At 62.4% G+C, this 21,953-nt stretch carries 17 protein-coding genes; 11 read left to right on the top strand and 6 right to left on the bottom strand.

Annotated features, from left to right (window positions below; genetic code table 11):
* Positions 1-171: 171 nt before the first annotated feature.
* From GO014_RS00860 to cysG, 11 genes are all read left to right on the top strand, one after another.
* On the top strand, positions 172-1,032 hold the full coding sequence (locus tag GO014_RS00860) for an NAD-dependent epimerase/dehydratase family protein (RefSeq protein ID WP_116589684.1): 861 nt from the start codon (positions 172-174) through the stop codon (positions 1,030-1,032).
* A gap of 104 nt (positions 1,033-1,136) precedes the next feature.
* Positions 1,137-1,727: an ANTAR domain-containing response regulator gene (locus GO014_RS00855; RefSeq protein ID WP_116589837.1), complete on the top strand. Its 591-nt coding sequence runs from the start codon at positions 1,137-1,139 to the stop codon at positions 1,725-1,727.
* Positions 1,728-1,737: 10 nt separating this feature from the next.
* A complete protein-coding gene (locus GO014_RS00850) occupies positions 1,738-2,946 on the top strand; it encodes a CmpA/NrtA family ABC transporter substrate-binding protein (protein WP_157288745.1) in 1,209 nt (402 codons plus the stop codon).
* Between the two features lie 361 nt (positions 2,947-3,307).
* Positions 3,308-4,717: a CmpA/NrtA family ABC transporter substrate-binding protein gene (locus GO014_RS00845; protein ID WP_157288744.1), complete on the top strand. Its 1,410-nt coding sequence runs from the start codon at positions 3,308-3,310 to the stop codon at positions 4,715-4,717.
* Between the two features lie 50 nt (positions 4,718-4,767).
* Complete coding sequence (locus tag GO014_RS00840) at positions 4,768-5,841, top strand: ABC transporter permease (protein ID WP_157288743.1); 1,074 nt, start codon at positions 4,768-4,770, stop codon at positions 5,839-5,841.
* Positions 5,842-5,850: 9 nt separating this feature from the next.
* Positions 5,851-7,596: an ABC transporter ATP-binding protein gene (locus GO014_RS00835; protein ID WP_157288742.1), complete on the top strand. Its 1,746-nt coding sequence runs from the start codon at positions 5,851-5,853 to the stop codon at positions 7,594-7,596.
* 347 nt (positions 7,597-7,943) lie between these two features.
* Positions 7,944-9,224 carry an MFS transporter gene (locus tag GO014_RS00830; protein WP_157288741.1) on the top strand — a complete coding sequence of 427 codons (1,281 nt, stop codon included), beginning with the start codon at positions 7,944-7,946 and terminating at the stop codon, positions 9,222-9,224.
* 23 nt (positions 9,225-9,247) lie between these two features.
* Positions 9,248-11,692: a nitrite reductase large subunit NirB gene (nirB, locus tag GO014_RS00825; RefSeq protein WP_157288740.1), complete on the top strand. Its 2,445-nt coding sequence runs from the start codon at positions 9,248-9,250 to the stop codon at positions 11,690-11,692.
* Between the two features lie 5 nt (positions 11,693-11,697).
* On the top strand, positions 11,698-12,033 hold the full coding sequence (gene nirD, locus GO014_RS00820) for a nitrite reductase small subunit NirD (RefSeq protein WP_157288739.1): 336 nt from the start codon (positions 11,698-11,700) through the stop codon (positions 12,031-12,033).
* Positions 12,034-12,035: 2 nt separating this feature from the next.
* Positions 12,036-14,660 (top strand): nitrate reductase, encoded by a 2,625-nt coding sequence (locus tag GO014_RS00815; RefSeq protein ID WP_157288738.1) that lies wholly within the window; start codon positions 12,036-12,038, stop codon positions 14,658-14,660.
* Entirely contained in the window at positions 14,632-16,038 is a 1,407-nt protein-coding gene (gene cysG, locus GO014_RS00810; RefSeq protein WP_157288737.1) for a siroheme synthase CysG, read from the top strand. Before GO014_RS00815 ends, cysG begins: the two co-directional genes overlap by 29 nt.
* 1 nt (position 16,039) lies before the next feature.
* Here the strand turns inward: cysG and rhaM are convergent, their stop codons facing one another.
* The 6 genes from rhaM to GO014_RS00780 form a co-directional block, all read right to left on the bottom strand.
* Positions 16,040-16,372: an L-rhamnose mutarotase gene (gene rhaM, locus GO014_RS00805; RefSeq protein WP_157288736.1), complete on the bottom strand. Its 333-nt coding sequence runs from the start codon at positions 16,370-16,372 to the stop codon at positions 16,040-16,042.
* A complete protein-coding gene (locus tag GO014_RS00800; protein ID WP_157288735.1) occupies positions 16,369-17,370 on the bottom strand; it encodes an ABC transporter permease in 1,002 nt (333 codons plus the stop codon). Before GO014_RS00800 ends, rhaM begins: the two co-directional genes overlap by 4 nt.
* Positions 17,367-18,347 carry an ABC transporter permease gene (locus GO014_RS00795; protein ID WP_157288734.1) on the bottom strand — a complete coding sequence of 327 codons (981 nt, stop codon included), beginning with the start codon at positions 18,345-18,347 and terminating at the stop codon, positions 17,367-17,369. The genes GO014_RS00800 and GO014_RS00795 overlap by 4 nt, the downstream gene beginning before the upstream one ends.
* Positions 18,344-19,849 carry a sugar ABC transporter ATP-binding protein gene (locus GO014_RS00790; RefSeq protein WP_157288733.1) on the bottom strand — a complete coding sequence of 502 codons (1,506 nt, stop codon included), beginning with the start codon at positions 19,847-19,849 and terminating at the stop codon, positions 18,344-18,346. Before GO014_RS00790 ends, GO014_RS00795 begins: the two co-directional genes overlap by 4 nt.
* Before the next feature lie 164 nt (positions 19,850-20,013).
* A complete protein-coding gene (gene rhaS / locus GO014_RS00785; RefSeq protein ID WP_157288732.1) occupies positions 20,014-21,000 on the bottom strand; it encodes a rhamnose ABC transporter substrate-binding protein in 987 nt (328 codons plus the stop codon).
* A gap of 45 nt (positions 21,001-21,045) precedes the next feature.
* Positions 21,046-21,846, bottom strand: coding sequence for a DeoR/GlpR family DNA-binding transcription regulator (locus GO014_RS00780; RefSeq protein WP_157288731.1), 801 nt, complete (start codon positions 21,844-21,846; stop codon positions 21,046-21,048).
* Between the last annotated feature and the right edge of the window lie 107 nt (positions 21,847-21,953).

The following is a 21,953-nucleotide window of genomic DNA, read 5'->3' as shown; positions in this document are numbered from 1 at the left end:
ATGCGGGGCACCGACCTTGGAGACTGTTATGAGCGCGCCGGCTTGAACCGGCGCTGAGGGCGCTGTTCATCATTCGTTAACGCGCATCGGACCGGTTGGCAGAACCGGCGTTCCGCAATAGGCTGGTGAACGAGAGCGTGGAAAATTCGCGTGGAATAAGAGGAGGTTCTAATGACCAAGGTTCTAGTGACGGGTGGCAGTGGCAAGCTTGGGCGGGCGGTGCTGCGCGATCTGGTGGAGCATGGCTATGACGTCCTCAATGTCGATCAGCAACCCCTGCCCGAGCCCATCTGCCCCAGCGTGCGGATCGATCTGAGCAATTTCGGCGAGGTGTCCAGCGCCATCCTGGGGGGTGTTGATGAACGGGGCGGGCCGTTCGATGCGGTGGTGCATCTGGCTGCCATACCGGCGCCGGGCCTGTCGGCCAATGCGCGCACGCTGACCAACAATGTCACCTCAAGCTATAATGTGTTCGAATCCTGCCGTCTGGCCGGAATCAAGAATGTCGTTTTCGCGTCGAGTGAAACCGTGCTCGGCCTGCCCTTCGATAATCCGCCGCCCTATGCGCCGGTGGACGAAGAGTATTTCCCGCGGCCAGAAAGCGCCTATTCTCTGGGCAAGCTGCTGGACGAGACCATGGCGGCCCAGTTCTGCCGCTGGGACCCGGAACTGCGCATGGTGGGCCTCAGGTTCTCCAATGTGATGTATCCGGAGGACTACAAGGCCTTCCCAAGCTTTGACAGCGAACCGCGCAAGCGGAAATGGAATTTGTGGGCCTATATCGATGCGCGCGACGGGGCGCAGGCGGTGCGCCGGGCGATCCAGGCCGAGTTCACCGGCTTTGAGGCATTCATCATCGCCAATGCGGATTCGGTGATGTCCCGCTCCAACATGTCCCTCCTGGCCGAAGTGTTTCCGGAGGTCGAGCAGAAGGGCAATATTTCGACCAATGGCACGTTGCTCTCGATCGAGAAGGCCAAGCGCATGCTGGGCTATTCGCCTCAGTTCAGCTGGCGCAACGAGATCAAATAGGCGTCCGGCCCGCCGGGCGCCCGCGCCACATCAAGCAATAATGCATCGGAAATGTGCATTTTGTGCACTTGTGCTTTTTTTCAGCAAAGGCATAAGTGCGCAAGATGCCGAGCCCCGACCTGTCCATTCTGATCATCGACGAGAATCGCATTCGCGCCTCGATCATCGAGGAAGGTCTGCGTGAGGCCGGATATGCGCGCGTGGCGGTGATCCACGACGTCAACGAGGTCGGGCGCACTATCGCGCAGACCATGCCCGATGTGATCTTCATCGACCTCGAAAACCCCAAGCGCGACACGCTGGAACACTTCTTTTCACTCAGCCGCGCCATTCAACGCCCCATCGCCATGTTCGTCGACCGCTCGGATGGCACGATGATCGAAAAGGCGGTCGAGGCGGGCGTCTCTGCCTATGTGGTGGATGGTCTCAAGAAAGAGCGAGTCAAGCCGATCCTCGACATGGCCATTTCCCGCTTCAATGCGTTTTCGCGTCTGAGCCGGGAGCTCGAAGAGGCGCGCAGCGCGCTTGAGGAGCGCAAAATCGTCGACCAGGCCAAGGGCATCTTGATGAAGACCAAGGGCCTCTCCGAACCCGAGGCCTATGCGCTGTTGCGCAAGACGGCGATGAACCAGAACCGCAGGCTGATCGATATTGCCCAGAGCCTGATCACCGCCGCCAATCTGCTTGGGCCATAGGAGCACACCCATGTCCCTTCCCCACCTGACCGCCGGCTTTCTTCCCCTGCTCGACAGCGCCCTTCTGGTGCTGGCGCATGAACTGGGCATTGCCGAGGAGGAAGGATTCACGCTGGGCCTGACGCGCGAATCCTCCTGGGCCAATATCCGGGACCGGACTGCGCTGGGGCATTTTGATATCGCTCTGGTGCTGGCGCCCATGCCAATTGCCGCCAATCTTGGCCTGACCCCGATTGCAACCCCGATGATCGCCCCGGTGATGACCGGCCTGGGCAATAATGCCATCACCGTGAGCGCGGATCTTTGGGCCCGCATGGCGGATGCGGGTGCGCCCGGCGATCTGGCCGCCGGCCCAGCCGGTCAGGCGCTGGCGCAGGTTGTCCGCTCCACCACCCGGAAGCTGCGCTTTGGCGTGGTACACCAGACTTCCTCGCATAATTACGAGTTGCGCTATTGGCTGGCGGCCAGTGGCATCGACCCGGACCACGATGTGGAAATCGTGGTGCTGCCCCCACCCCTGCTGCCCGAAGCGCTGGGCGCCGGCGGCCTTGATGGCTACTGCGTCGGCGAACCATGGAACAGCGTCGGCGTGGCCAGTTTCGGCGCGCGTGTTGCCACCACGAAGTCATCGATCTGGCAGTGGAGCCCCGACAAGGCTGTCGGCATGCGCTCGGACTGGGCCGAGCAGAACCCCGACCTTGTGGCCGCCACCATTCGGGCTGTCTACCGCGCCGGCCAATGGTGCCAGGACAGCGCCAACCATCTGCGCGCGGCGGAGATCATGGCCGCGCCAGCCTATCTCGACCGGCCAGTAGAGATTGTCTCGCGCGCATTGACCGGCCAGATCGATGGCGGGGCGCAACAGCTGAGCATACCGGACTTCTATGTGCCCCATGCCGGAGCCGCCAATTTTCCCTGGAAGAGCCACGGCCTGTGGTATTACAGCCAGATGGTGCGCTGGGGCGAAGTCGGGTTCAGCGCCGCCAATGCAGCCATCGCCGCCGCCACCTTCCGACCCGACCTCTATCGCGCCGCCCTCGCCCCGCTTGGCGTCGCCGTGCCCGCCCAGGACCTGCGCGTCGATGGCGACCGGGCTGACAAGCACGCCGTGCCCGCGATTGGCGGCACGATCGAGCTGGGGCCGAACCGGTTTTTCGACGGCCAGATTTTCGACCCTGATGCGGTCGAAGCCTATATCCAGTCGCAGGCGACAGCCTGAGCCTCATTTGTGTGCAGGCGACTATACTGCACACAAGGTAGGCATTAATTTAGTGACATGCCGCCGCAACGGGCAGTTTCGTGGCCGACCACAAGACCACCGATTCCCCCCAAGCTATTGATCTAAGTAAACTTTTCGCATGACGGGTCAATTGGCACGCTTCGTGCAATGTGTTGAGCGGATGAGCTCCTCCCAAGACGGCTCATAACATATCGGCGTCCGACGACGGGCGCTCCAATGGCAAAGCCGCCAACTGGCAAGCGTCCGATCAAAAGATTGGAGCGCATGTGCAGTTGGCGGCTTGTTTGTTTTTTGGAGCATTCGCAAGGCCGCCGGTTGTCGACACAACACGGAGACGATGATGACTGCGACTACCTGCCCCACGCCGCCACGCCACCGCCTCGCGCCGCTGTTTGCCGGTCTCGCCCTGGGCCTGCTGACCAGCACGGCCAGCAGCGCCGCCATGCTCGATGTCGAAAAGGACGAGCTGAAATTCGGCTTCATCAAGCTTACCGACATGGCCCCGCTCGCCATTGCCTATGAACTTGGCTATTTCGAAGACGAAGGGCTCTATGTGACGCTCGAGCCTCAGGCCAACTGGAAGGTACTGCTCGATGGTGTGATTACCGGCTCGCTCGATGGTGCCCATATGCTTGCGGGCCAACCACTGGCCGCCACCATTGGGTATGGCACCGAAGCCCATATCGTCACGCCTTTCTCCATGGACCTGAATGGCAACGGCATCACCGTCTCCAATGCCGTGTGGGAGCTGATGAAGCCGCATCTGGAAATGGATGCAGAGGGCAAGCCCGTCCACCCCATTTCCGCTGCCGCGCTCAAGCCGGTGATCGAAGAGTTCGATATCGAGGGCCGCCCGTTCAATTTGGGCATGGTGTTCCCCGTTTCCACCCACAATTACGAGTTGCGCTATTGGCTGGCCGCTGGCGGCATCAGTCCGGGCTATTATTCGCCCGAGGATGTTTCGGGCCAGATCGCGGCCGACGCCTATCTCTCCGTGACCCCGCCTCCGCAGATGCCCTCAACGCTCGAAGCGGGCACCATTGACGGCTATGCAGTTGGTGAACCCTGGAACCAGGCTGCCGTATTCAAGAAGATCGGCGTGCCAGTCATCACCGATTACGAGATCTGGAAGAACAATCCCGAAAAAGTCTTCGGTATTACTGCCGAATTTGCCGAAACCAATCCCAACACCACGCTGGCGATCACCAAGGCGCTGATCCGCGCCGCCAAGTGGCTCGACGAGAATGACAATGCGAACCGCGCCGAAGCGGTCGAAATCCTGTCACGCTCCGAATATGTCGGTGCCGACGCCGAGGTTATCGCCGCCTCGATGACCGGCACGTTCGAGTTCGAAGCGGGCGATGTGCGCGAAGTGCCCGACTTCAACGTGTTCTACCGCTACTTTGCCACCTATCCCTATTATTCGGATGCCGTCTGGTACCTCACGCAGATGCGCCGCTGGGGCCAGGTGGCCGAGGATATGCCCGATAGCTGGTATGACGAAGTCGCCAGGTCGGTCTACAAGCCGGAAATCTATCTCGAGGCCGCGCGCCTGCTGGTCGAAGAAGGCCATGTGGATGAGGCCGATTTCCCCTGGGACAGCACCGGCTACCGTGAGCCGACCGCCGAGTTCATCGACGGCGTCACCTATGACGGCACCAAACCCAACGCCTATATCGACAGCCTTCCGATTGGCCTGAAAACCGGCGACAGCGTCGTCGGCGCCGAAGTGGTTGCTGCCGCCAACTGACATCCTCGGGTGGCCGCGCGACGGCCACCCTCAGCCCTGAGGACTGCAATATGACCCTTGCAAGCGAAGCCCCCGCCACTACTGGCGACCGCCGGCAGAAGCTGTTCACTGCCATCAACCGTTCTGCCGCCTGGCTCAGCGCATTGGGCCTGGGGTGGCTGGTGCCACTGCTCAAGATTGCGGCTGGCGACGACCCCCGCGAACAGATGGGCGAGCTGCGCGACAGCCTGCTCTTCCCCCTGCTCGGCATCAGCGCCTTTCTGCTCGCCTGGGCGGTGCTTGCGCCGCAGGTGCAAACCTCGCTCGGCGCCATTCCCGGCCCCGCACAAGTCTGGGAACAGACTGGCGCGCTTTGGCAGGACCATGTCGCCGAACGTGAGAAGGAAGCCGACTTTTATGTGCGCCAGGATGAGCGCAATGCCCAACTGGTCGCCGATGGCCGCGAGGACGACGTCAAAGTGCGCGCCTATACCGGCAAGCCAACCTATCTCGACCAGATCGTCACCTCACTCAAAACCGTCGGTCTGGGCTTTCTGATCGCCACTATCATCGCCGTGCCACTCGGTATTGCCTCGGGGCTCAGCAAGCCTTTCAACGGCGCGCTCAATCCCTTGGTGCAATTGTTCAAGCCGGTCTCGCCGCTGGCCTGGCTGCCCATCGTGACCATGGTGGTGTCGGCGCTTTATGTAGACGCCAGCGACGCCTTTCCCAAGGCGCTGGTCATTTCGGCGGTCACCGTCACCCTCTGCTCGCTCTGGCCCACGCTGATCAATACAGCGCTCGGTGTGGCCTCGATCGACAAGGACCTCGTCAATGTGGGCAAGGTGCTGCAGCTTTCGACACCCACCACCATCACCAAGCTGGTGCTGCCCTCGGCCCTGCCACTGATCTTCACCGGGCTGCGCCTGTCGCTCGGTGTTGGCTGGATGGTGCTGATCGCCGCCGAAATGCTGGCGCAGAATCCGGGCCTGGGGAAATTCGTCTGGGATGAATTCCAGAACGGCTCATCCTCCTCGCTCGCCCGCATCATCGTGGCCGTGCTGACCATCGGCATTATCGGCTTCCTGCTCGACCGGGTGATGTTCACCCTGCAGACCGCCTTCACCTTCTCCGGCAAGCGATAGGACCGCACAATGGCTCCCATTCTCCAGCTCTCCGGCATTGCCAAGCATTTTGGCGACGGCGCCAAGCGCGTCGACATTCTCAAAGACATCAATCTGGACGTCGAGGATGGCGAGTTCGTCGCCATTCTCGGCTTCTCCGGGGCGGGCAAGACCACGCTGATCTCGATGATGGCGGGCCTGATCGAACCCGATCTGGGTGGCGTCATCTATCGTGGCAAGGAGATCGGCGGCCCCGGCCCCGAGCGCGGCGTCGTGTTCCAGTCCTATTCATTGATGCCCTGGCTCAGCGTGGCCGGCAATGTCGACCTGGCGGTCAATGCCGTACACAAAACCAAGTCGCGCGCCGAAAAGCTCGCGCTGCGCCGCCATTATGTCGAGATGGTCGGGCTGGGCCACGCCGCAGACCGTCGCCCGGCCGAACTGTCCGGCGGCATGCGCCAGCGCGTTGCTGTGGCGCGCGCGCTGGCCATGCAGCCGGAAATCCTGTTGCTCGACGAACCACTTTCGGCGCTCGACGCGCTCACCCGCTCCAAGCTGCAGGACGAGTTCGCGCAGATTTCCCAGGCCGAGAAGAAGACCATCATTCTCATCACCAATGATGTGGATGAGGCCATTCTGCTGGCTGACCGGGTCATCCCGCTGACGCCCGGCCCTGCTGCAACGCTTGGTCCGCATTTCAGGGTCGATATCGAGCGGCCGCGCGACCGGGCCGAGCTCAATGGCGATGATCGCTTCATTACCCTGAGGCGCGAGATCACCGAATATCTCATGGATGTCGGCGCCAGCCGCAATCCGTCGGGCGAAGCCGACATTGCCCTGCCCAATGTCACCCCCATAGCGCGCGGCAAATCGGCCCGCCTGCCCAGCGCCTATGCCAATGCGGCGGCGGCGTCCGGCACGCAGGACGATTATCTGCGCTTCGAGGAAGTCTCCAAGGTCTATCCGACGCCGAAGGGGCCGCTGACTGTGGTCGATGGCTTCGACTTCCAGATGAAGAAGGGCGAATTTGTCACCCTTATCGGCCATTCGGGCTGCGGCAAATCAACCGTGCTGTCCATGGTGGCGGGGCTGAACGACATCTCCGCCGGCAATGTCGTGCTCGATGGCAAGGACGTTGTCGGGGCCGGTCCCGAGCGAGCCGTAGTGTTTCAGGCCCCTTCGCTGATGCCCTGGCTAACGGCGCGCGAAAACGTCGCCCTGGGCGTGGATCGCGTCTATCCCACTGCCAGCCCGGCCGAGCGGCGCGACGTGGTCGAATATTATCTCAACAGGGTTGGACTGGGCGATGCCATGCATCGGCCTGCCGCCGAACTCTCCAATGGCATGAAGCAGCGCGTGGGCATTGCACGGGCCTTTGCCCTGTCGCCCAAGCTGCTGCTGCTCGACGAGCCCTTCGGCATGCTCGACAGTATCACCCGCTGGGAATTGCAGGACGTGCTGATGGATGTCTGGGCGCGCACGCAAGTTACCGCCATCTGTGTCACCCATGATGTCGATGAAGCCATCTTGCTGGCCGACAGGGTGGTGATGATGTCGAACGGGCCCAATGCCCGGATCGGCAATGTCATGGAGGTGGATTTGCCGCGCCCCCGTTCGCGCAAGGCGCTGTTGGCCCACAAGGATTATTACGCCTATCGCGAGGAACTGCTCGATTTCCTCGAAGCCTATGAGGGCGGTGCCAATCCAGACCAAGAGACGCTGGATCGCATTCGCGCCAAGCGCGGCAAGGCATCCGCGCTGGCGGCGGCGGAATAGAGAGGCTGCACAGTAATGATGCACTTTTCAACCAAAGCCATCCAATGCACGAAATTTGTGCAACATGATGCCCTTTGCTGCGTGGTGGTTCTCACTGCCGATGGCGAGGGAAACCAAGCCGAACAGCTTAACGACTGAAAATAAAAGAAAAACCGGCGCCGATCTAGTTTGGCACGGTTCGTGCAAAGATGGGAGCAGCAGAGCTCCTCCCAAGACGCTCTTCACATAGTCGACGTCCAAGGTCGGGCGTCCAAGGCAAAGTCGCCAACAGGTACACATCGGTCCAGCATCGGTGGCGTGTCAGTTGGCGGCTTTTTTGTTTTCAGTTCGAAACGGAGTCCCATCCGATGACAGAGGCAACAAGAGCAGCACATTCGACATCCGCCCCGCAGCAGAACCGCGCGCTGGGCCTGTCGACCGTGGCCTTTACCGTGTGCTTTGCCGTCTGGACGATCTTCTCGATCATCGGCGTTTCCCTCAAGGATCAGCTTGGCCTCAGCGAAACCCAGTTCGGGCTGTTGATCGGGTCGCCAGTGCTGACCGGCTCGCTGTCGCGCATCGTGCTGGGCATCTGGACCGACCGCAAGGGCGGACGGCTGGTGTTCACCCTGACCATGCTGGCGGCGGCGGTCGCCACCTTCCTCCTCGCCTTTGCCCAGAGCTATGAGCAATTGCTGCTGGCGGCGCTCGGCGTGGGTCTTGCAGGCGGCTCGTTTGCGGTTGGCGTGGCCTATGTGTCGCGCTTCTATCCGGCGCAGAAGCAGGGCACGGCGCTGGGCATTTTCGGGGTCGGCAATGTCGGCGCTGCCGTCACCAAATTCGCCGCGCCCTTCGTGATGCTGGCCTGGGGCTGGCAGTCGGTGGCCGTGGTATGGGCCGCCGCGCTGGTGGTGATGGCAGCGGTCTTCTGGTTCGGCACCGAGGATGATCCGGTGATCGCCCGCCGCCGCGCCGAGGGCTACACGCCAAAGAGCCTGGCCAGCGAGTTCGCGCCGCTGCGCAATGTGCAGGTCTGGCGTTTCGCGCTCTATTACTTCTTCGCCTTTGGCGCCTTCGTGGCTCTGACCCTGTGGCTGCCACGCTACCTGATCGGGGTCTATGGCTTCGACATCAAGACCGCCGGAATGGTCGCTGCTGCCTATTCCATCCCCGCCAGCATCTTCCGCGCCTATGGCGGCACGCTGAGCGACAAGATCGGGGCACGCACGGTGCTCTACTGGACCTTCGGCGTCTCAGCGGTTTGTGCCTTCATCCTAGCGCTGCCGACAACGGACTCGGTCGTTGCCGGGGTCGATGGCCCCGTGCGCTTCCACTTTGAGACCGGCCCCGTCGCCTTTATTGGCCTGGTCTTCGTGCTCGGCTTCTTCATGAGCCTGGGCAAAGCCGCGGTCTATAAGCACATCCCCGCCTATTACCCCGACAATGTCGGCGCGGTGGGGGGCCTGGTCGGCATGATCGGGGGCCTTGGCGGGTTCGTGCTGCCCCTTCTCTTCGGTTTCCTCAACGACATTACCGGCATCTGGTCGAGCTGCTTCATGGCACTCTTTTTCCTGATCCTTTTGTCGCTGGGGTGGATGCACTCCGCCGTCCGCCGCCACGAGCGCCAGCTCGTTGCGCGCACGGCCTGACCCTTATTCAGGAGTACGAGACAATGGAAAAACTGGTCGTCGTTGGTGCAGGGATGGCTTCTGGCCGCGCCCTGGAACACATCTTCGAGGAAGCCCCGGGCCGGTTCGACGTGACGCTGTTCGGCGCCGAGCCGCGCGGCAATTACAACCGGCTGATGCTCTCCCCGGTGCTGGCCGGCGAGAAGGACTATGAGCAGATCATCACCCATGATGCCGACTGGTATCGGGATCATGGCGTGCATACCCGGTTCGGCGAAACCGTCACTGGCATCGACCGGGCCCGCAAGGTGGTCGTCTCCAAAAATGGCGAAACGCCCTATGACAAGCTGATCATCGCCACCGGTTCGGCGCCTTTCATCATTCCCCTGCCCGGCAAGGATCTGCCCGGCGTGATGGCCTTCCGCGATCTCGACGACGTCAACCGGATGGTCGATGTGTCCAAGCGCGCCGGCTCCAAGGCCGTGGTGATTGGCGGGGGCCTGCTGGGCCTCGAGGCCGCTGCGGCGCTTAACGCCCGCGGCATGGAAGTGGTGGTGCTGCACCTGATGGGCCATGTGATGGAGCGTCAGCTCGATCCGGCTGCCGGCTATCTCCTGCAGCGCGATCTGGAAGCCCGCGGCATCAAGGTACACTGCAAGGCGCAGACCAAGGCCATTCTCGGTGAAGAGCGGGTCGAGGCCGTAGCGCTGGAAGATGGCACGGTCTATGGCGCCGATATCGTGGTTATGGCCGTGGGCATCCGCCCTGAAACGCGCATCGCGGTCGATGCGGGCCTGCATGTGGAACGCGGCATCGTGGTCAATGACCAGATGGTCACCTCGGACCCCGATGTGCTGGCGCTCGGCGAATGCGTCGAGCACGAGAAGATCGTCTATGGTCTGGTCGCCCCGCTCTATGACCAGGCCAAGATCCTGGCCAAGACGCTGGCCAAGGTCGATGCTGCCTTCCGCCCGGTGCAGACCGCGACCCAGCTCAAGGTGACCGGCGTGTCGGTCTATTCGGCCGGCGATTTCGCCGATGCCGAGGACCGCGAGGAAATCGTGCTGCGCGATGCCAATTCGGGCATCTACAAGCGCCTGGTGCTCAAGGAGGATCGCGTTATCGGCGCGGTGCTTTATGGCGAAACCGCCGATGGCCCCTGGTTCTTCGACATGATCCGAAAGGGCACCGACACGCGGGACATGCGCGACACACTTATCTTTGGACAGGCCTACCAGGGGGGAGCCGCGCTGGACCCTATGGCGGCCGTTGCAGCCTTGCCGGATGATGCAGAAATCTGCGGCTGCAACGGTGTCTGTAAATCTGCGATCACCGGCACGATCGCATCCAAGGGCCTGACCGATCTCGATGGCGTGCGCGCCCACACCAAGGCCTCGGCCTCGTGTGGCTCGTGTACGCATCTGGTCGAAAAGCTCATGGCCATCACTCTGGGCGACAGCTACAACCCGGCCGCCGTCAAGCCGATGTGTCCCTGCACCGAACATGACCACGGCACCGTCCGCCGCCTGATCGTGGCAAAGGAACTCAAGTCCATTCCCGCGATCATGCAGGAATTGGAGTGGAAGACCAGTTGCGGCTGCGCCAAGTGCCGCCCTGCCCTCAACTATTATCTGGTGGCTGAATGGCCCGGCGAATATGAGGACGACAACCAGTCGCGCTTCATCAATGAGCGCGTGCACGCCAATATCCAGAAGGACGGCACCTATTCGGTGGTGCCGCGCATGTGGGGCGGCATGACCAACCCCAAGGAATTGCGCGCCATTGCCGATGTGGCCGACAAGTTCGCTATCCCCGCAGTGAAAGTCACCGGCGGGCAGCGCATCGACCTGCTCGGCGTCAGAAAGGAAGACCTGCCCGGCGTCTGGGCCGATCTCAATGCCGCTGGCATGGTCTCGGGCGCCGCCTATGCCAAAGGGTTGCGTACGGTCAAAACCTGCGTCGGCTCGGACTGGTGCCGCTTTGGCACCCAGGATTCGACGGGCCTCGGCGTCCGCATCGAGAAGTTCATGTGGGGCGCATGGACCCCGGCAAAGCTCAAGATGGCCGTGTCGGGTTGCCCGCGCAATTGCGCCGAGGCGACCTGCAAGGACATTGGCGTGATCTGCGTGGATTCGGGCTACGACATCCACTTCGCCGGTGCCGCAGGGCTCGACATCAAGGGCACCGAGGTCATTGGCCATGCCAATACCGAGGACGAGGCGCTCGAGATCATCGTTGCCCTCACCCAGCTTTATCGCGAACAGGGACATTATCTCGAACGCATCTACAAATGGGCCAAGCGCGTCGGCAATGACAGCATCAAGGCCGCTATCATCGATGACCTCGACAAGCGCAAATATTACTACGACCGCTTCGTCTATTCCCAGCAGTTTGCCCAGGTCGATCCCTGGGAGGAACGCGTCAATGGCAAGGACGCCCATGAATTCGCCGCCATGGCCGAATTCGGGCTTCCCGTGGCAGCGGAGTGATCGCCATGACCGAATGGATCCAGCTTGGTAGCCTGACTGCCATTCCCGTGCGCGGTGCGCGATGCGTCAACACCCCCTCGGGAAAAATTGCCGTTTTCCGGACCGCCGAAGATCAGGTCTATGCCATTGAAAATCGCTGCCCGCACAAGGGTGGCCCGCTGGCCGAGGGCATTGTCCACGGCACCTCGGTCACCTGCCCGCTGCACAATTGGGTGTTCGACCTCCAGACCGGCGAGGCGCAGGGGGCCGATGAGGGCTCAGTGCGCACCTACCCGGTCAAGGTCGATGGCGGCGTCATCTACATTGCCCCGGACGTGCTGATGGCGATGGCGGCGGAGTAGATATGGTGGAGCAGCATACGGTTCGCACCACCTGCCCTTATTGCGGTGTCGGCTGCGGCGTGCTCGCCACTCCACAGCCAGACGGCCGCGTGACCATTGCCGGCGACCCGGACCACCCCGCCAATTTCGGGCGCCTGTGCTCGAAGGGCTCGGCGCTGGGCGAAACCTTGTCGCTCGATGGGCGCCTGCTGCACCCGGAAATCGCTGACAGAAGAGTCACTTGGGACAAAGCACTTGAGGAAGTCGCCAACCGCTTCAACCAGACCATCAGCGAACATGGCCCCAGTTCGGTGGCAATCTATGGTTCCGGCCAGCTCCTCACCGAGGACTATTACGTGGCCAACAAGCTGATGAAGGGTTTCGTCGGCTCGGCCAATATCGACACCAATTCGCGGCTCTGCATGGCTTCCTCGGTGGCCGGGCACAAGCGCGCCTTCGGCTCGGATACCGTACCAGGCAATTACGAAGATCTCGAACAGGCCGATCTCATAGTGCTGGTTGGCTCCAATCTGGGCTGGTGCCACCCGGTACTTTATCAGCGCATCGTGGCCGCCCGCGCGGCGCGCCCGGACATGAAGATCGTGCTGATCGATCCGCGCCGCACCGTCTCGGCCGATATTGCCGAGATACATTTGCCGATCTCGCCCGATGGGGACAGCGCCTTGTTCGTTGGGCTGCTGGCCCATCTCGAACAACAGGGCATCACCGACAGCGACTATGTGAGTGCCTATACCTCGGGCTATGAAGCGGCACTGCTCACAGCCGAGGACTGGGACATCGCTCGCGTCGCGGAAGCCACCGGTCTCTCACCGCTGTCCATCTCGCGCTTCTACGACCTGTTCGCCCGCACCAAGAAGGTCGTCACGGTCTATTCGCAGGGTGTGAACCAGTCCGCCGCCGGCAGCGACAAGGTCAACGCCATCATCAATTGCCATCTCGCCACCGGCCGTATTGGCAGGCCGGGCATGGGCCCGTTCTCAGTGACCGGCCAGCCCAATGCCATGGGTGGCCGAGAAGTGGGCGGGCTCGCCAATATGCTGGCCGCCCATATGGATTTCACGCCCGAAGCCATTGATCGCGTCTCGCGCTTCTGGGGCAGCGACAGCGTGGCCCAAGGTCCGGGCCTCAAGGCAGTCGACCTGTTTGCCGCCATGGCGCGCGGCGAGATCAAGGCGGTCTGGATCATGGCCACCAATCCGGTGGACTCCATGCCCGAGGCCGATGTGGTGCGCGATGCGCTCAAGGCCTGTCCCTTTGTCGTCGTCTCGGACATGAACCGGCATACCGACACCATGGAGCTGGCCCATGTGCGCCTGCCCGCCGCCGGCTGGGGCGAAAAGGACGGCACCGTGACCAATTCGGAACGCCGCATTTCGCGCCAACGTCCCTTCCTGCCCCTGCCCGGCGAGGCCCGGCCGGACTGGTGGATCATAAAGGAGGTGGCCAAGCGCCTCGGCCATGGCGCTGCCTTCAGCTATTTCAGCCCGGGCCAGATCTTTGCCGAGCATGTTGCCCTGTCGGGTTTCGAGAATGACGGGAGCCGCGATTTCGATCTTTCCGGCCTGTCCGGCGCCGACTACGAAACCATGATGCCGGTGCAGTGGCCAGTGCGTTCAAAGCCCACCGCCCGCATGTTCGGCGATGGCAAATTCTTCACTCTCGATGGCAAGGCGCGTTTCCTGCCGGTCCAGCCACCACCACCCTTTGCCCCGGCGCCCGGGCAGTTCATCCTCAACACCGGCCGCGTGCGCGACCATTGGCACACCATGACGCGAACCGGCAAGGCCTCCCGCCTTTCGGCACACCTGGCCGAGCCATTCGTGGAAGTTCACCCGGCCGACGCCAACGCATTGGGTATTCGCCGCGCCAATCTGGTGCGACTGACCAATCGGCATGGTTCGGCGCTGGTTCGGGCGCTGGTGACCGACCGCCAGCAACGCGGCCAGTTGTTCGTGCCCATGCACTGGACCGACCAATTCGCCAGCAATGGCCGGGTCGATACCCTGGTGACTGGCAAGACCGATCCAGTTTCCGGACAACCGGCGCTGAAAATGGCGCAGGTTCATGCCGAGCCGGTCGGGGTGCGGCTCTATGGGTTCCTCGTTGCAGCGCAGAAACCGGCGCTCGGCACCGACTACTGGGCCTTGGCCCCGGCGCCGCATGGCTATCGTGCCGAAATTGCCTTGTTCGAGGAGCCCGCGGACTGGACCGATTTCCTTGCCGACACATTCGGCACGGACGCGGTATTCCAGTCCATCCGCGACGAGCGCTCCGGACGCCGCGCCTTTGTGCTGGTCGAGAACGGTCGGCTTCTCGCCGCCCTCTACACCTCGCCCGATCCGGTGCTGGTGTCGCGGCAATGGGCGGTTGACCTGCTCTCCGAAACCGACCTGACGGCATCAATCGTGCTTGCCGGTCGACCCGGCGCAGACCGGCCCGATGGTGGCGCCATTGTCTGCTCCTGCATGGGGGTCGGCATCAACACCATCACCGGAGCCGTGACCCGCCACGGCTGCACCAGTGTCGAAGCGGTTGGCGCCCTCACCCGCGCCGGCACCAATTGCGGCTCCTGCCGCGCCGAAATCAGGGGAATTGTCGATGCAAACCGTCTCGTCGCCGCCGAGTAAGCGCATAGCAGAGCTCGCCGTTCTGCCAGTCTTCTTCGACCTGCGCGGCAAGCGGGTCGTGGTCATCGGCGGCGGTGAGCCGGCCGCCTGGAAGATCGAACTGCTGGCAGCGGCCGGGGCGCAGGTGGATGTATATGCGGAAGACGTCTGTGAGGAACTGTCGGCGCTTGCGCCCACCTCCATCATCCTCCACCCCCGCCCCTGGACCCCTGGCGATCTCGAGGGCGCCGCGCTGGCCATCGCCGATATCGAGGATGACGCTGAGGCCCATGCCTTCGTCGCCGCCGCCAAGGCCGTTGCCGTTCCGTACAACGTCATCGACCGGCCCGAATTCTGTCAGTTCCAGTTCGGGGCCATCGTCAATCGCTCGCCCGTCGTGGTCGGCATCTCCACTGCCGGCGCCGCGCCAATTCTCGGCCAGGCCGTCCGCCGCCGGATCGAAACATTGCTACCGCAAACGCTGACCCAATGGGCGCAACTGGCCGCCAAACTGCGCGCGAGGGTCATGGACCAGCTTGCCGCCGGGCCGCAGCGGCGCGCATTCTGGGAGCGTCTGGCCGACCGGGCGTTTGAGAGCCGTTCGCCCGGCGCCAGTGACGAAATCATCGATCTTCCCGCCACCCCGGCCGCCGGTCGCGTGACGCTTGTCGGCGCCGGGCCGGGTGATGCGGAGCTCTTGACCATCAAGGCCGTGCGGGCGCTGCAATCGGCGGATGTGATCCTGTTCGACGATCTGGTGTCATCCGAGGTGCTCGAACTGGCCCGCCGCGAGGCCAAACGCATGCTGGTGGGCAAGCGGGCCCAGCGCGAAAGCTGCGCGCAGGACGAGATCAACGCCATGATGCTGAGCCTGGCCCGGCAGGGCAAGCATGTTGTGCGCCTGAAATCCGGCGACCCGATGATCTTTGGCCGCGCGGGCGAGGAGATCGAAATGCTGGAACGCCACGGCATTGCCGTTTCGGTGGTGCCGGGCATTTCGGCAGGTCTCGCACTCGCCAGCCGGCTGGGTGTCTCGTTGACCCATCGTGATCACGCGCAGTCTGTGCGCTTCGTGACCGGCCATTCGCGCAAGGGCGTTTTGCCCGATACGCTGAACTGGGCGGCGCTGGCCGATCCGGCCACCACCTCGGTCTATTACATGAGCCGCCGGACGCTACCGGGTATTGTCGCGGAGTTGAGCGCCAGGGGCATGAGCCTTGAAACGCCGGCCATCATCGCGGGGAGCCTGGGGCGTCCCGATGAACAGATCTGGCGCGGCACGATTGGCGAGGCCGTCAGCGCGGTTGAAGCGTTTCCGCTCTCGGCGCCGACGATCTTTGCGGTGGGTGATGCCCTCAAGGTACGCGAGGCGATGCCACTGGCTGCGACCGGCAGTTAGCTCACTTCATCCAGAACATCGGGACAAGGTCCACCGCAACCGGCTCGTTCTTGTCATTGGTGGCCATGATATCGGCCATATGAGCCCACCAGCGCTGCATGATCTCGGTGCCTGGCAGGTCGGCCATGGTGTGGTCGACACGACGCCAGAGCACGCCGAACAGGGTGTTGGTCTCTTCATCGAGATGGATGGAATAGTCCTTCACCCCGGCTTCGTGCAGCAGGTCGACCAGTTCGGGGAATATCTCGTCATGGCGCTTCTTGTATTCAGCGGCCATACCGGGATTGAGCTGCATCTTGAAAGCGTGTTTTTCGTAGCCTGCATCCACGATCATGCGCGGCGCTCCCGGATCATGCGGAACAATATGGGCAAGGCGATCACCACGATCAGCAGCGTGCCGGTGAAGATGGTCATCACGATACCCGGCACATTGAGCAGACCGAGGCCAAAGGTGACAAGGCCAATGATCAGCGCCGCCAGCACCACCCCGATGATCGAACCGGCGCCGCCTAGGATCGACACCCCGCCGAGCACCACCATGGTCACAACATCGAGTTCGAAGCCCTCGGCGATAGATGGACGGGTCGAGCCCAGGCGTGCGGTGAGCAGAATGGCGGCGATGCCGCTCATCAGGCCCGTCAGGCAGAAAAGCACGAATTTGATGCGGTCCACGCGGACGCCGGAGAAGCGCGCGGCGGTCGCATTATTGCCGATGGCAAAAACCCGGCGCCCGAAATTGGTGCGGTGCAGCAGCACGTAGAAGATCACCGCCGCGACAAGGAACAGCACCACCTCGAACGAGATCACCCAGAACACATAGCCCTGGCCGAACCAGGAGAAGCTTGCGGGATAACCCTTGAAGCTCTGATCGCCCAGGATGATGAAGGCGATGCCGCGGAACAGGCTCATCGTGCCGATGGTCACCACGATCGAGGGGAGTTTCAGACCGGTGACGAGGAAGCCGTTGAAGGCGCCGCAGAGGATGCCAACACCGACGCCCACCGCCACCAGCGTCGGGGTGTCCGCGCCATATTGCAGCGCCAATCCCATCAGCGTTGAGGCCAGGGCGATGATCGAGGCAACCGAGAGATCGATCTCCCCCGAGATGATCACCAGCGCCATGGCCAGCGCGATCAGCCCTTTCTCGGTGAAGTTGAAGGTGAGGTCGGAAAGACTCCAGGCATTGAGGAAGTAGGGCGAGGCAAAGCTGTTGGCGATAAAGATGCCCAGCGCCACGAGGACCAGCAAGCTCTCCCAGCTCAGCACTGCGGACTTGAATGGGTTGTCCAGCCGGTTCGGCAGGCGACGGCCGTTTGCAGTTGCGTCGGTCATGCCGCCACCTCGGCTTTCTTGAGAATGATACGTCCCTTGCTTCGTTCGCCACGGGCGTTGAGCACAACGGCAAGCAGGATCGCGGCGCCGGAAATGGCCATCTGCCAGAAGGGCGACACGCCGATGACCGGCAGGGCGTTGTTGACGACGCCGAGGAACAGGGCGCCGAGCAGCGCACCGCCCACCGTGCCGATGCCGCCGGCGATCGAGACACCGCCGATGACGCAGGCGGCCACGATGGTCAGTTCATAGCCGCCGGCCACTTCCACCGAAGCGATGACGTAGCGAGAGATCCAGAGATAGCCGCAAAGCCCCGAAATGGCGCCCGAGAGCACGAAAGCGAGGAACTTGGTGCGCCCCACATTGATGCCAGTATAGACCGAGGCGGTCGGATTGACGCCAATGGCGTAGAAGGCCCGGCCCCAGGGCGTGCGGGTCATCAGCACGTAGACCAGTGCCGCTACAACGATGGCGAACCAGCTCAATATCGGCAGGCCGAGGAAGCTGCCGCGCTGGAGCTGGATGAAGTCAGTGCTCATCTGTGCCGCGTTGACCCAGGCGCCACCCGAGACAACGAAGACCAGCCCACGGAAGATGGTCAGCGTGCCCAGGGTCACCACGATTGGCGGAATATCAAGCTTCCAGACCAGAATGCCGTTGAACGCGCCCAGCGCCGCGCCGACCACGACGCAGCCGGCGATCAGCAGCGGAATGGGAATGAACGGAAAGGCCGCATTGGTCATGGCCACCAGCATGCCGGTCAGCGCCAGGTTCGAGGCCATGGACAGATCGATGGAGCGGGTCAGGATCACCGCCATCTGCCCCAGCGCCAGCATCATCAGGATCGATGTGTCGTTGAAGATCGTCAGCAGATTGCCCGGCTGCGAGAAGCGCGGAAACCGCAGCGTCACCAGCACGATGACGGCGAGAATGGCCAGCGCCAGCCAGAGTTCACGGGATTTCAGGAGCCGGTTCATGCGGCCTTCTCCTCAACGATGCCCGCAGCCAGGCTGACCAGCGTTTCGGGCTGCAGATTTTTGTTTTCGAGGGTGTCGACCACCAGGCCTTCGCGCATCACGACGATGCGGTCGCTCATGCCGAGGACTTCGGGCAGTTCGGAGGACACCATGATGACCGAGAGGCCCTGGGCCACCAGTTCGCCCATGAACTCATGCACGGCGGCTTTCGAACCGATATCGATGCCCTTGGTGGGTTCATCGAGGATGATCACCTTGGGCAAGGTGGCGAGCCATTTGGCGATCACCACTTTCTGCTGGTTGCCGCCCGAAAGGGTGGACACATTCTGGCTGAGCGAAGAGGCTCGCAGATCAAGCCGCTCGGTATAAGTCCGGGCCAGCGCAAATTCCTCGGCCATGCGCAGGAAGCCTGAACGGCTGGTCTTGTCGAGGCTGGGAAGCGAGACATTCTTGAAGATCGGCTCGCCGGTGATGACGCCCTGCTTGCCGCGTTCCTCGGGCACATAGACAATGCCGGCGCTGACCGCGTCGGCGGGCGTTTTCGGGGCGATAGCCTGCCCTTCCAGTATGATTGTCCCAGCAGAGGGCTTTGTCATGCCGAACACGGCCTGCATGACCTCGGAGCGCCCGGCGCCCACCAGTCCATAGAACCCCAGGATTTCACCCTTCTTGACGGAGAAGGAGACATTGTCGAATTCGGTGGGGTGGCTGAGGCCGTTGACCTCCAGCACAGTGTCGCCGATCGTGGTGTCGCGGGCGGGGAAAATCTGCTCCACAGAACGTCCGACCATCAGCTTGACGATCTCGGCCTGCGGGGTGTCCTTGATGAAGCCCTTGCCCACCTGCTCGCCATCGCGGAACACGGTGTAGCGGTCGGCAATGCGGTAGATTTCATCGAATTTGTGGGAGATGAAGAGGATGGCTTTTCCATCCTTCTTGAGGAGTTCGACAAGAACGTAGAGCTCCTCGATTTCCTTCTGGCTGAGCGCCGCCGTTGGCTCATCCATGATTACCACCTGGGCGTCTACGCTGAGCGCCCGCGCCACGGCAACAAGGTGCTTCTTGGCGATCCCCAGCTCCTTGAGCGGCATGCCGGCATCGATGCCCGCGGCCATGCTATCGAGGGTTTCCTGCGCCTCGCGCCGCATCCTGCCCCAGTCGATCAAGCCAAAACGGTTCTTTGGCGCATGGCCAAGATAGATGTTCTCGGCTACGCTCAATTCGTCGAACAGCACGGTTTCCTGGTGGATCGCGGTGATGCCAGCTTCCGAGGCAGAGATCGCCGTTGGCAGCGTTACAGGTTTGCCGCCCACCCGGATCTCGCCCGCCTCGGGCTGGTAGATTCCGGTCATGGTCTTGACCAGGGTGGACTTGCCGGCCCCGTTCTCACCAATCAGGGCCGTTACCTGGCCGGGATAGAGCTCCAGCGACACATCATGCAGCGCCCGCACGCCGGGAAAGCTCTTGGATATGCCCGAAAGGGTCAGGATGGGGTCGGTCATTTCTATTCCTTGGGTCGGGCGCTGGCTTGGTCACGCGCTCGATAGGTTCCCCTCTCCTTTTGGGGGAGAGGGTTAGGGCGAGGGGGCCTTCCTGCTCTTGGAAAGGCCCCCTCACCCGCAGCTTCGCGTCGACCTCTCCCCCAAAGGGAGAGGTGAAGAGCGCCTTAGTAAATCTTGGAGAACTCTTCGATGTTGGAAGCGTCGAACTGGAACGGCGCGGCCATGGCAGCCGAGTTGGTGTCATCCAGGGTCACTTCGCCCACCTTGCCGATGGAGAAGGTTGCGCCCGGAGCCGCTTCTTCGCCTTCGACCAGTGCATTGGCCAGGTAGATGGCCGAATAGCCCAGATCGATCGGGTTCCACAGGGCAACGGCCTGGCTGGCGCCATTGTCGATGAACTGCTTGAACTCGGACGGCAGGGCAAGGCCGGTCACGTTGATCTCACCGATCAGGTCCTGGTCGGTCACAACCTGGGCCGCGGCCACGACACCAACGGTGGTCGGGGCGATGATGGCCTTGAGGTCGGGGTGTGCGGCGATGAGGCCGCGGGCCTCTTCGGTGGACTTCACCGAGTCGTCATCGCCATAGACCACCGAAACAAGGTTGATGTTGGGGAACTTCTCGGGAATGGCTTCCTTGGCGGCTTCAATCCAGGCGTTCTGGTTGGTTGCCGTCGAGGCGGCCGAAAGGATCGCCACGTCGCCACCCTCGGGCAGGTAGTCGGCTGCCAGTTTGATGATGGTTTCGCCGATCAGGTCGATGTCAGAGGGGTTGAGGTGAATCTGGCGGCCTTCGGGAGCCACACCGGAGTCAAAGCTCACCACCTTGATGCCGCGATCCATGGCGCGCTGCAGCACCGGCACCAGGGCGTCCGGGTCGTTGGCCGAGATGGCGATAGCGTCGACCTGCTGGGCGATCAGCGAGTTGACGACTTCGATCTGCGCTTCGGCGGTGGCGGAGGTCGGGCCGGTATAGATTACTTCAACGTCGCCGAGTTCTGCGGCAGCATCCTGCGCGCCCTTATTGGCGGCATCGAAGAAGCCGTTGCCCAGCGACTTGACGACCAGCGCGATGCGGGTCTGTGCCATGGCCGGCGTGGCCAGCAGCACGGCAGCGGTGGCCGTGGCGGCCAGCAGTTTCCAGAGTTTCATTTGGTCCCTCCCAGGGGGTTTGCTCTTGGTTCAGTCATTGTCAGTTCAGGCCACACTTGCTTCAGCCTGCCCTGTTGCGTCCGCCACGATGAGCCGCACGCCTGCCGTATCCAGCATCTGGCGGTCTTCGTCGCGGATGCCGCTATCGGTGATGACAGCGGCAATTTGATCGAGCCCGCACAGAATGAGGCTCGAACGTCCCGAAAATTTTGAGGAGTCGGCGAGAACGATCAGTTCATCCGCCTGCCCGATCAGTGCCAGCTCGGACTGCACCACCATGGGGTCGGCCTCCATCAGGCCGTGCACGCCGATGCCCTGGCAGCCGATGAACATGCGCTTGGCGTAGAAATGGCTCGCCACCACGCCACCAAAGGGCGAAAGGATGACGTTCTGCTCGCGATAGACCGTGCCGCCGGGAATGACGACGGCATTGCGCGAGTTGTGAATGAGGAATTCGGCAATTCCAAAACTGTTGGTGAAGACGCTGAGGCGCTTGCCCGTCAGGTGATGCACCATCTGGTAGGTGGTGGTGCCGCCATTGATGATGATCGGCTCGCCATCGCGGCACATGTCGGCCGCCGCGCGGGCAATTGCGCGCTTTTGCGCGATGTTGATCGTTTCGTTGACGGAAAAGGGTCGTCCCACCAACCCACCCTGGGATGGCGGATTGATCGCTTCGGCCCCGCCCCGCACGCGGCGGAGCCGGCCTTGCTCATCCAGCGAGGCAATATCGCGGCGGATAGTGGCTTCCGAGGACCCGGTCACTTCGCAAAGCTCGGCCACTGTCACCACTGGATGGGACTGGGCGGCAGCCAATATGACGCGGTGGCGTTCCATTTCGTGCAAGGCAGATACTCCCTGGATGCATTTGCTTCCACCAATTTCGGGCAGAGTCAATCACCATTTCGCATGTTTCAGTCATAAGCACGCATACATGATCAGACATGATTGTT

The sequence above is a fragment of the Devosia marina genome, from assembly GCF_009758415.1.
GTDB lineage: Bacteria > Pseudomonadota > Alphaproteobacteria > Rhizobiales > Devosiaceae > Devosia > Devosia marina.
The sequence above is the reverse complement of the archived record's forward strand: the minus strand, read 5'-3'. Positions and strand labels throughout refer to the sequence as shown.

What these genes read in the sequence shown, in the direction of transcription:
- GO014_RS00860 (WP_116589684.1), top strand. Translation starts at nt 172, where the DNA reads ATGACCAAGGTTCTAGTGACGGGTGGCAGTGGCAAGCTTGGGCGGGCG.
- GO014_RS00855 (WP_116589837.1), top strand. Translation starts at nt 1,137, where the DNA reads ATGCCGAGCCCCGACCTGTCCATTCTGATCATCGACGAGAATCGCATT.
- GO014_RS00850 (WP_157288745.1), top strand. Translation starts at nt 1,738, where the DNA reads ATGTCCCTTCCCCACCTGACCGCCGGCTTTCTTCCCCTGCTCGACAGC.
- GO014_RS00845 (WP_157288744.1), top strand. Translation starts at nt 3,308, where the DNA reads ATGACTGCGACTACCTGCCCCACGCCGCCACGCCACCGCCTCGCGCCG.
- GO014_RS00840 (WP_157288743.1), top strand. Translation starts at nt 4,768, where the DNA reads ATGACCCTTGCAAGCGAAGCCCCCGCCACTACTGGCGACCGCCGGCAG.
- GO014_RS00835 (WP_157288742.1), top strand. Translation starts at nt 5,851, where the DNA reads ATGGCTCCCATTCTCCAGCTCTCCGGCATTGCCAAGCATTTTGGCGAC.
- GO014_RS00830 (WP_157288741.1), top strand. Translation starts at nt 7,944, where the DNA reads ATGACAGAGGCAACAAGAGCAGCACATTCGACATCCGCCCCGCAGCAG.
- nirB (WP_157288740.1), top strand. Translation starts at nt 9,248, where the DNA reads ATGGAAAAACTGGTCGTCGTTGGTGCAGGGATGGCTTCTGGCCGCGCC.
- nirD (WP_157288739.1), top strand. Translation starts at nt 11,698, where the DNA reads ATGACCGAATGGATCCAGCTTGGTAGCCTGACTGCCATTCCCGTGCGC.
- GO014_RS00815 (WP_157288738.1), top strand. Translation starts at nt 12,036, where the DNA reads ATGGTGGAGCAGCATACGGTTCGCACCACCTGCCCTTATTGCGGTGTC.
- cysG (WP_157288737.1), top strand. Translation starts at nt 14,632, where the DNA reads ATGCAAACCGTCTCGTCGCCGCCGAGTAAGCGCATAGCAGAGCTCGCC.
- rhaM (WP_157288736.1), bottom strand. Translation starts at nt 16,372, where the DNA reads ATGATCGTGGATGCAGGCTACGAAAAACACGCTTTCAAGATGCAGCTC.
- GO014_RS00800 (WP_157288735.1), bottom strand. Translation starts at nt 17,370, where the DNA reads ATGACCGACGCAACTGCAAACGGCCGTCGCCTGCCGAACCGGCTGGAC.
- GO014_RS00795 (WP_157288734.1), bottom strand. Translation starts at nt 18,347, where the DNA reads ATGAACCGGCTCCTGAAATCCCGTGAACTCTGGCTGGCGCTGGCCATT.
- GO014_RS00790 (WP_157288733.1), bottom strand. Translation starts at nt 19,849, where the DNA reads ATGACCGACCCCATCCTGACCCTTTCGGGCATATCCAAGAGCTTTCCC.
- rhaS (WP_157288732.1), bottom strand. Translation starts at nt 21,000, where the DNA reads ATGAAACTCTGGAAACTGCTGGCCGCCACGGCCACCGCTGCCGTGCTG.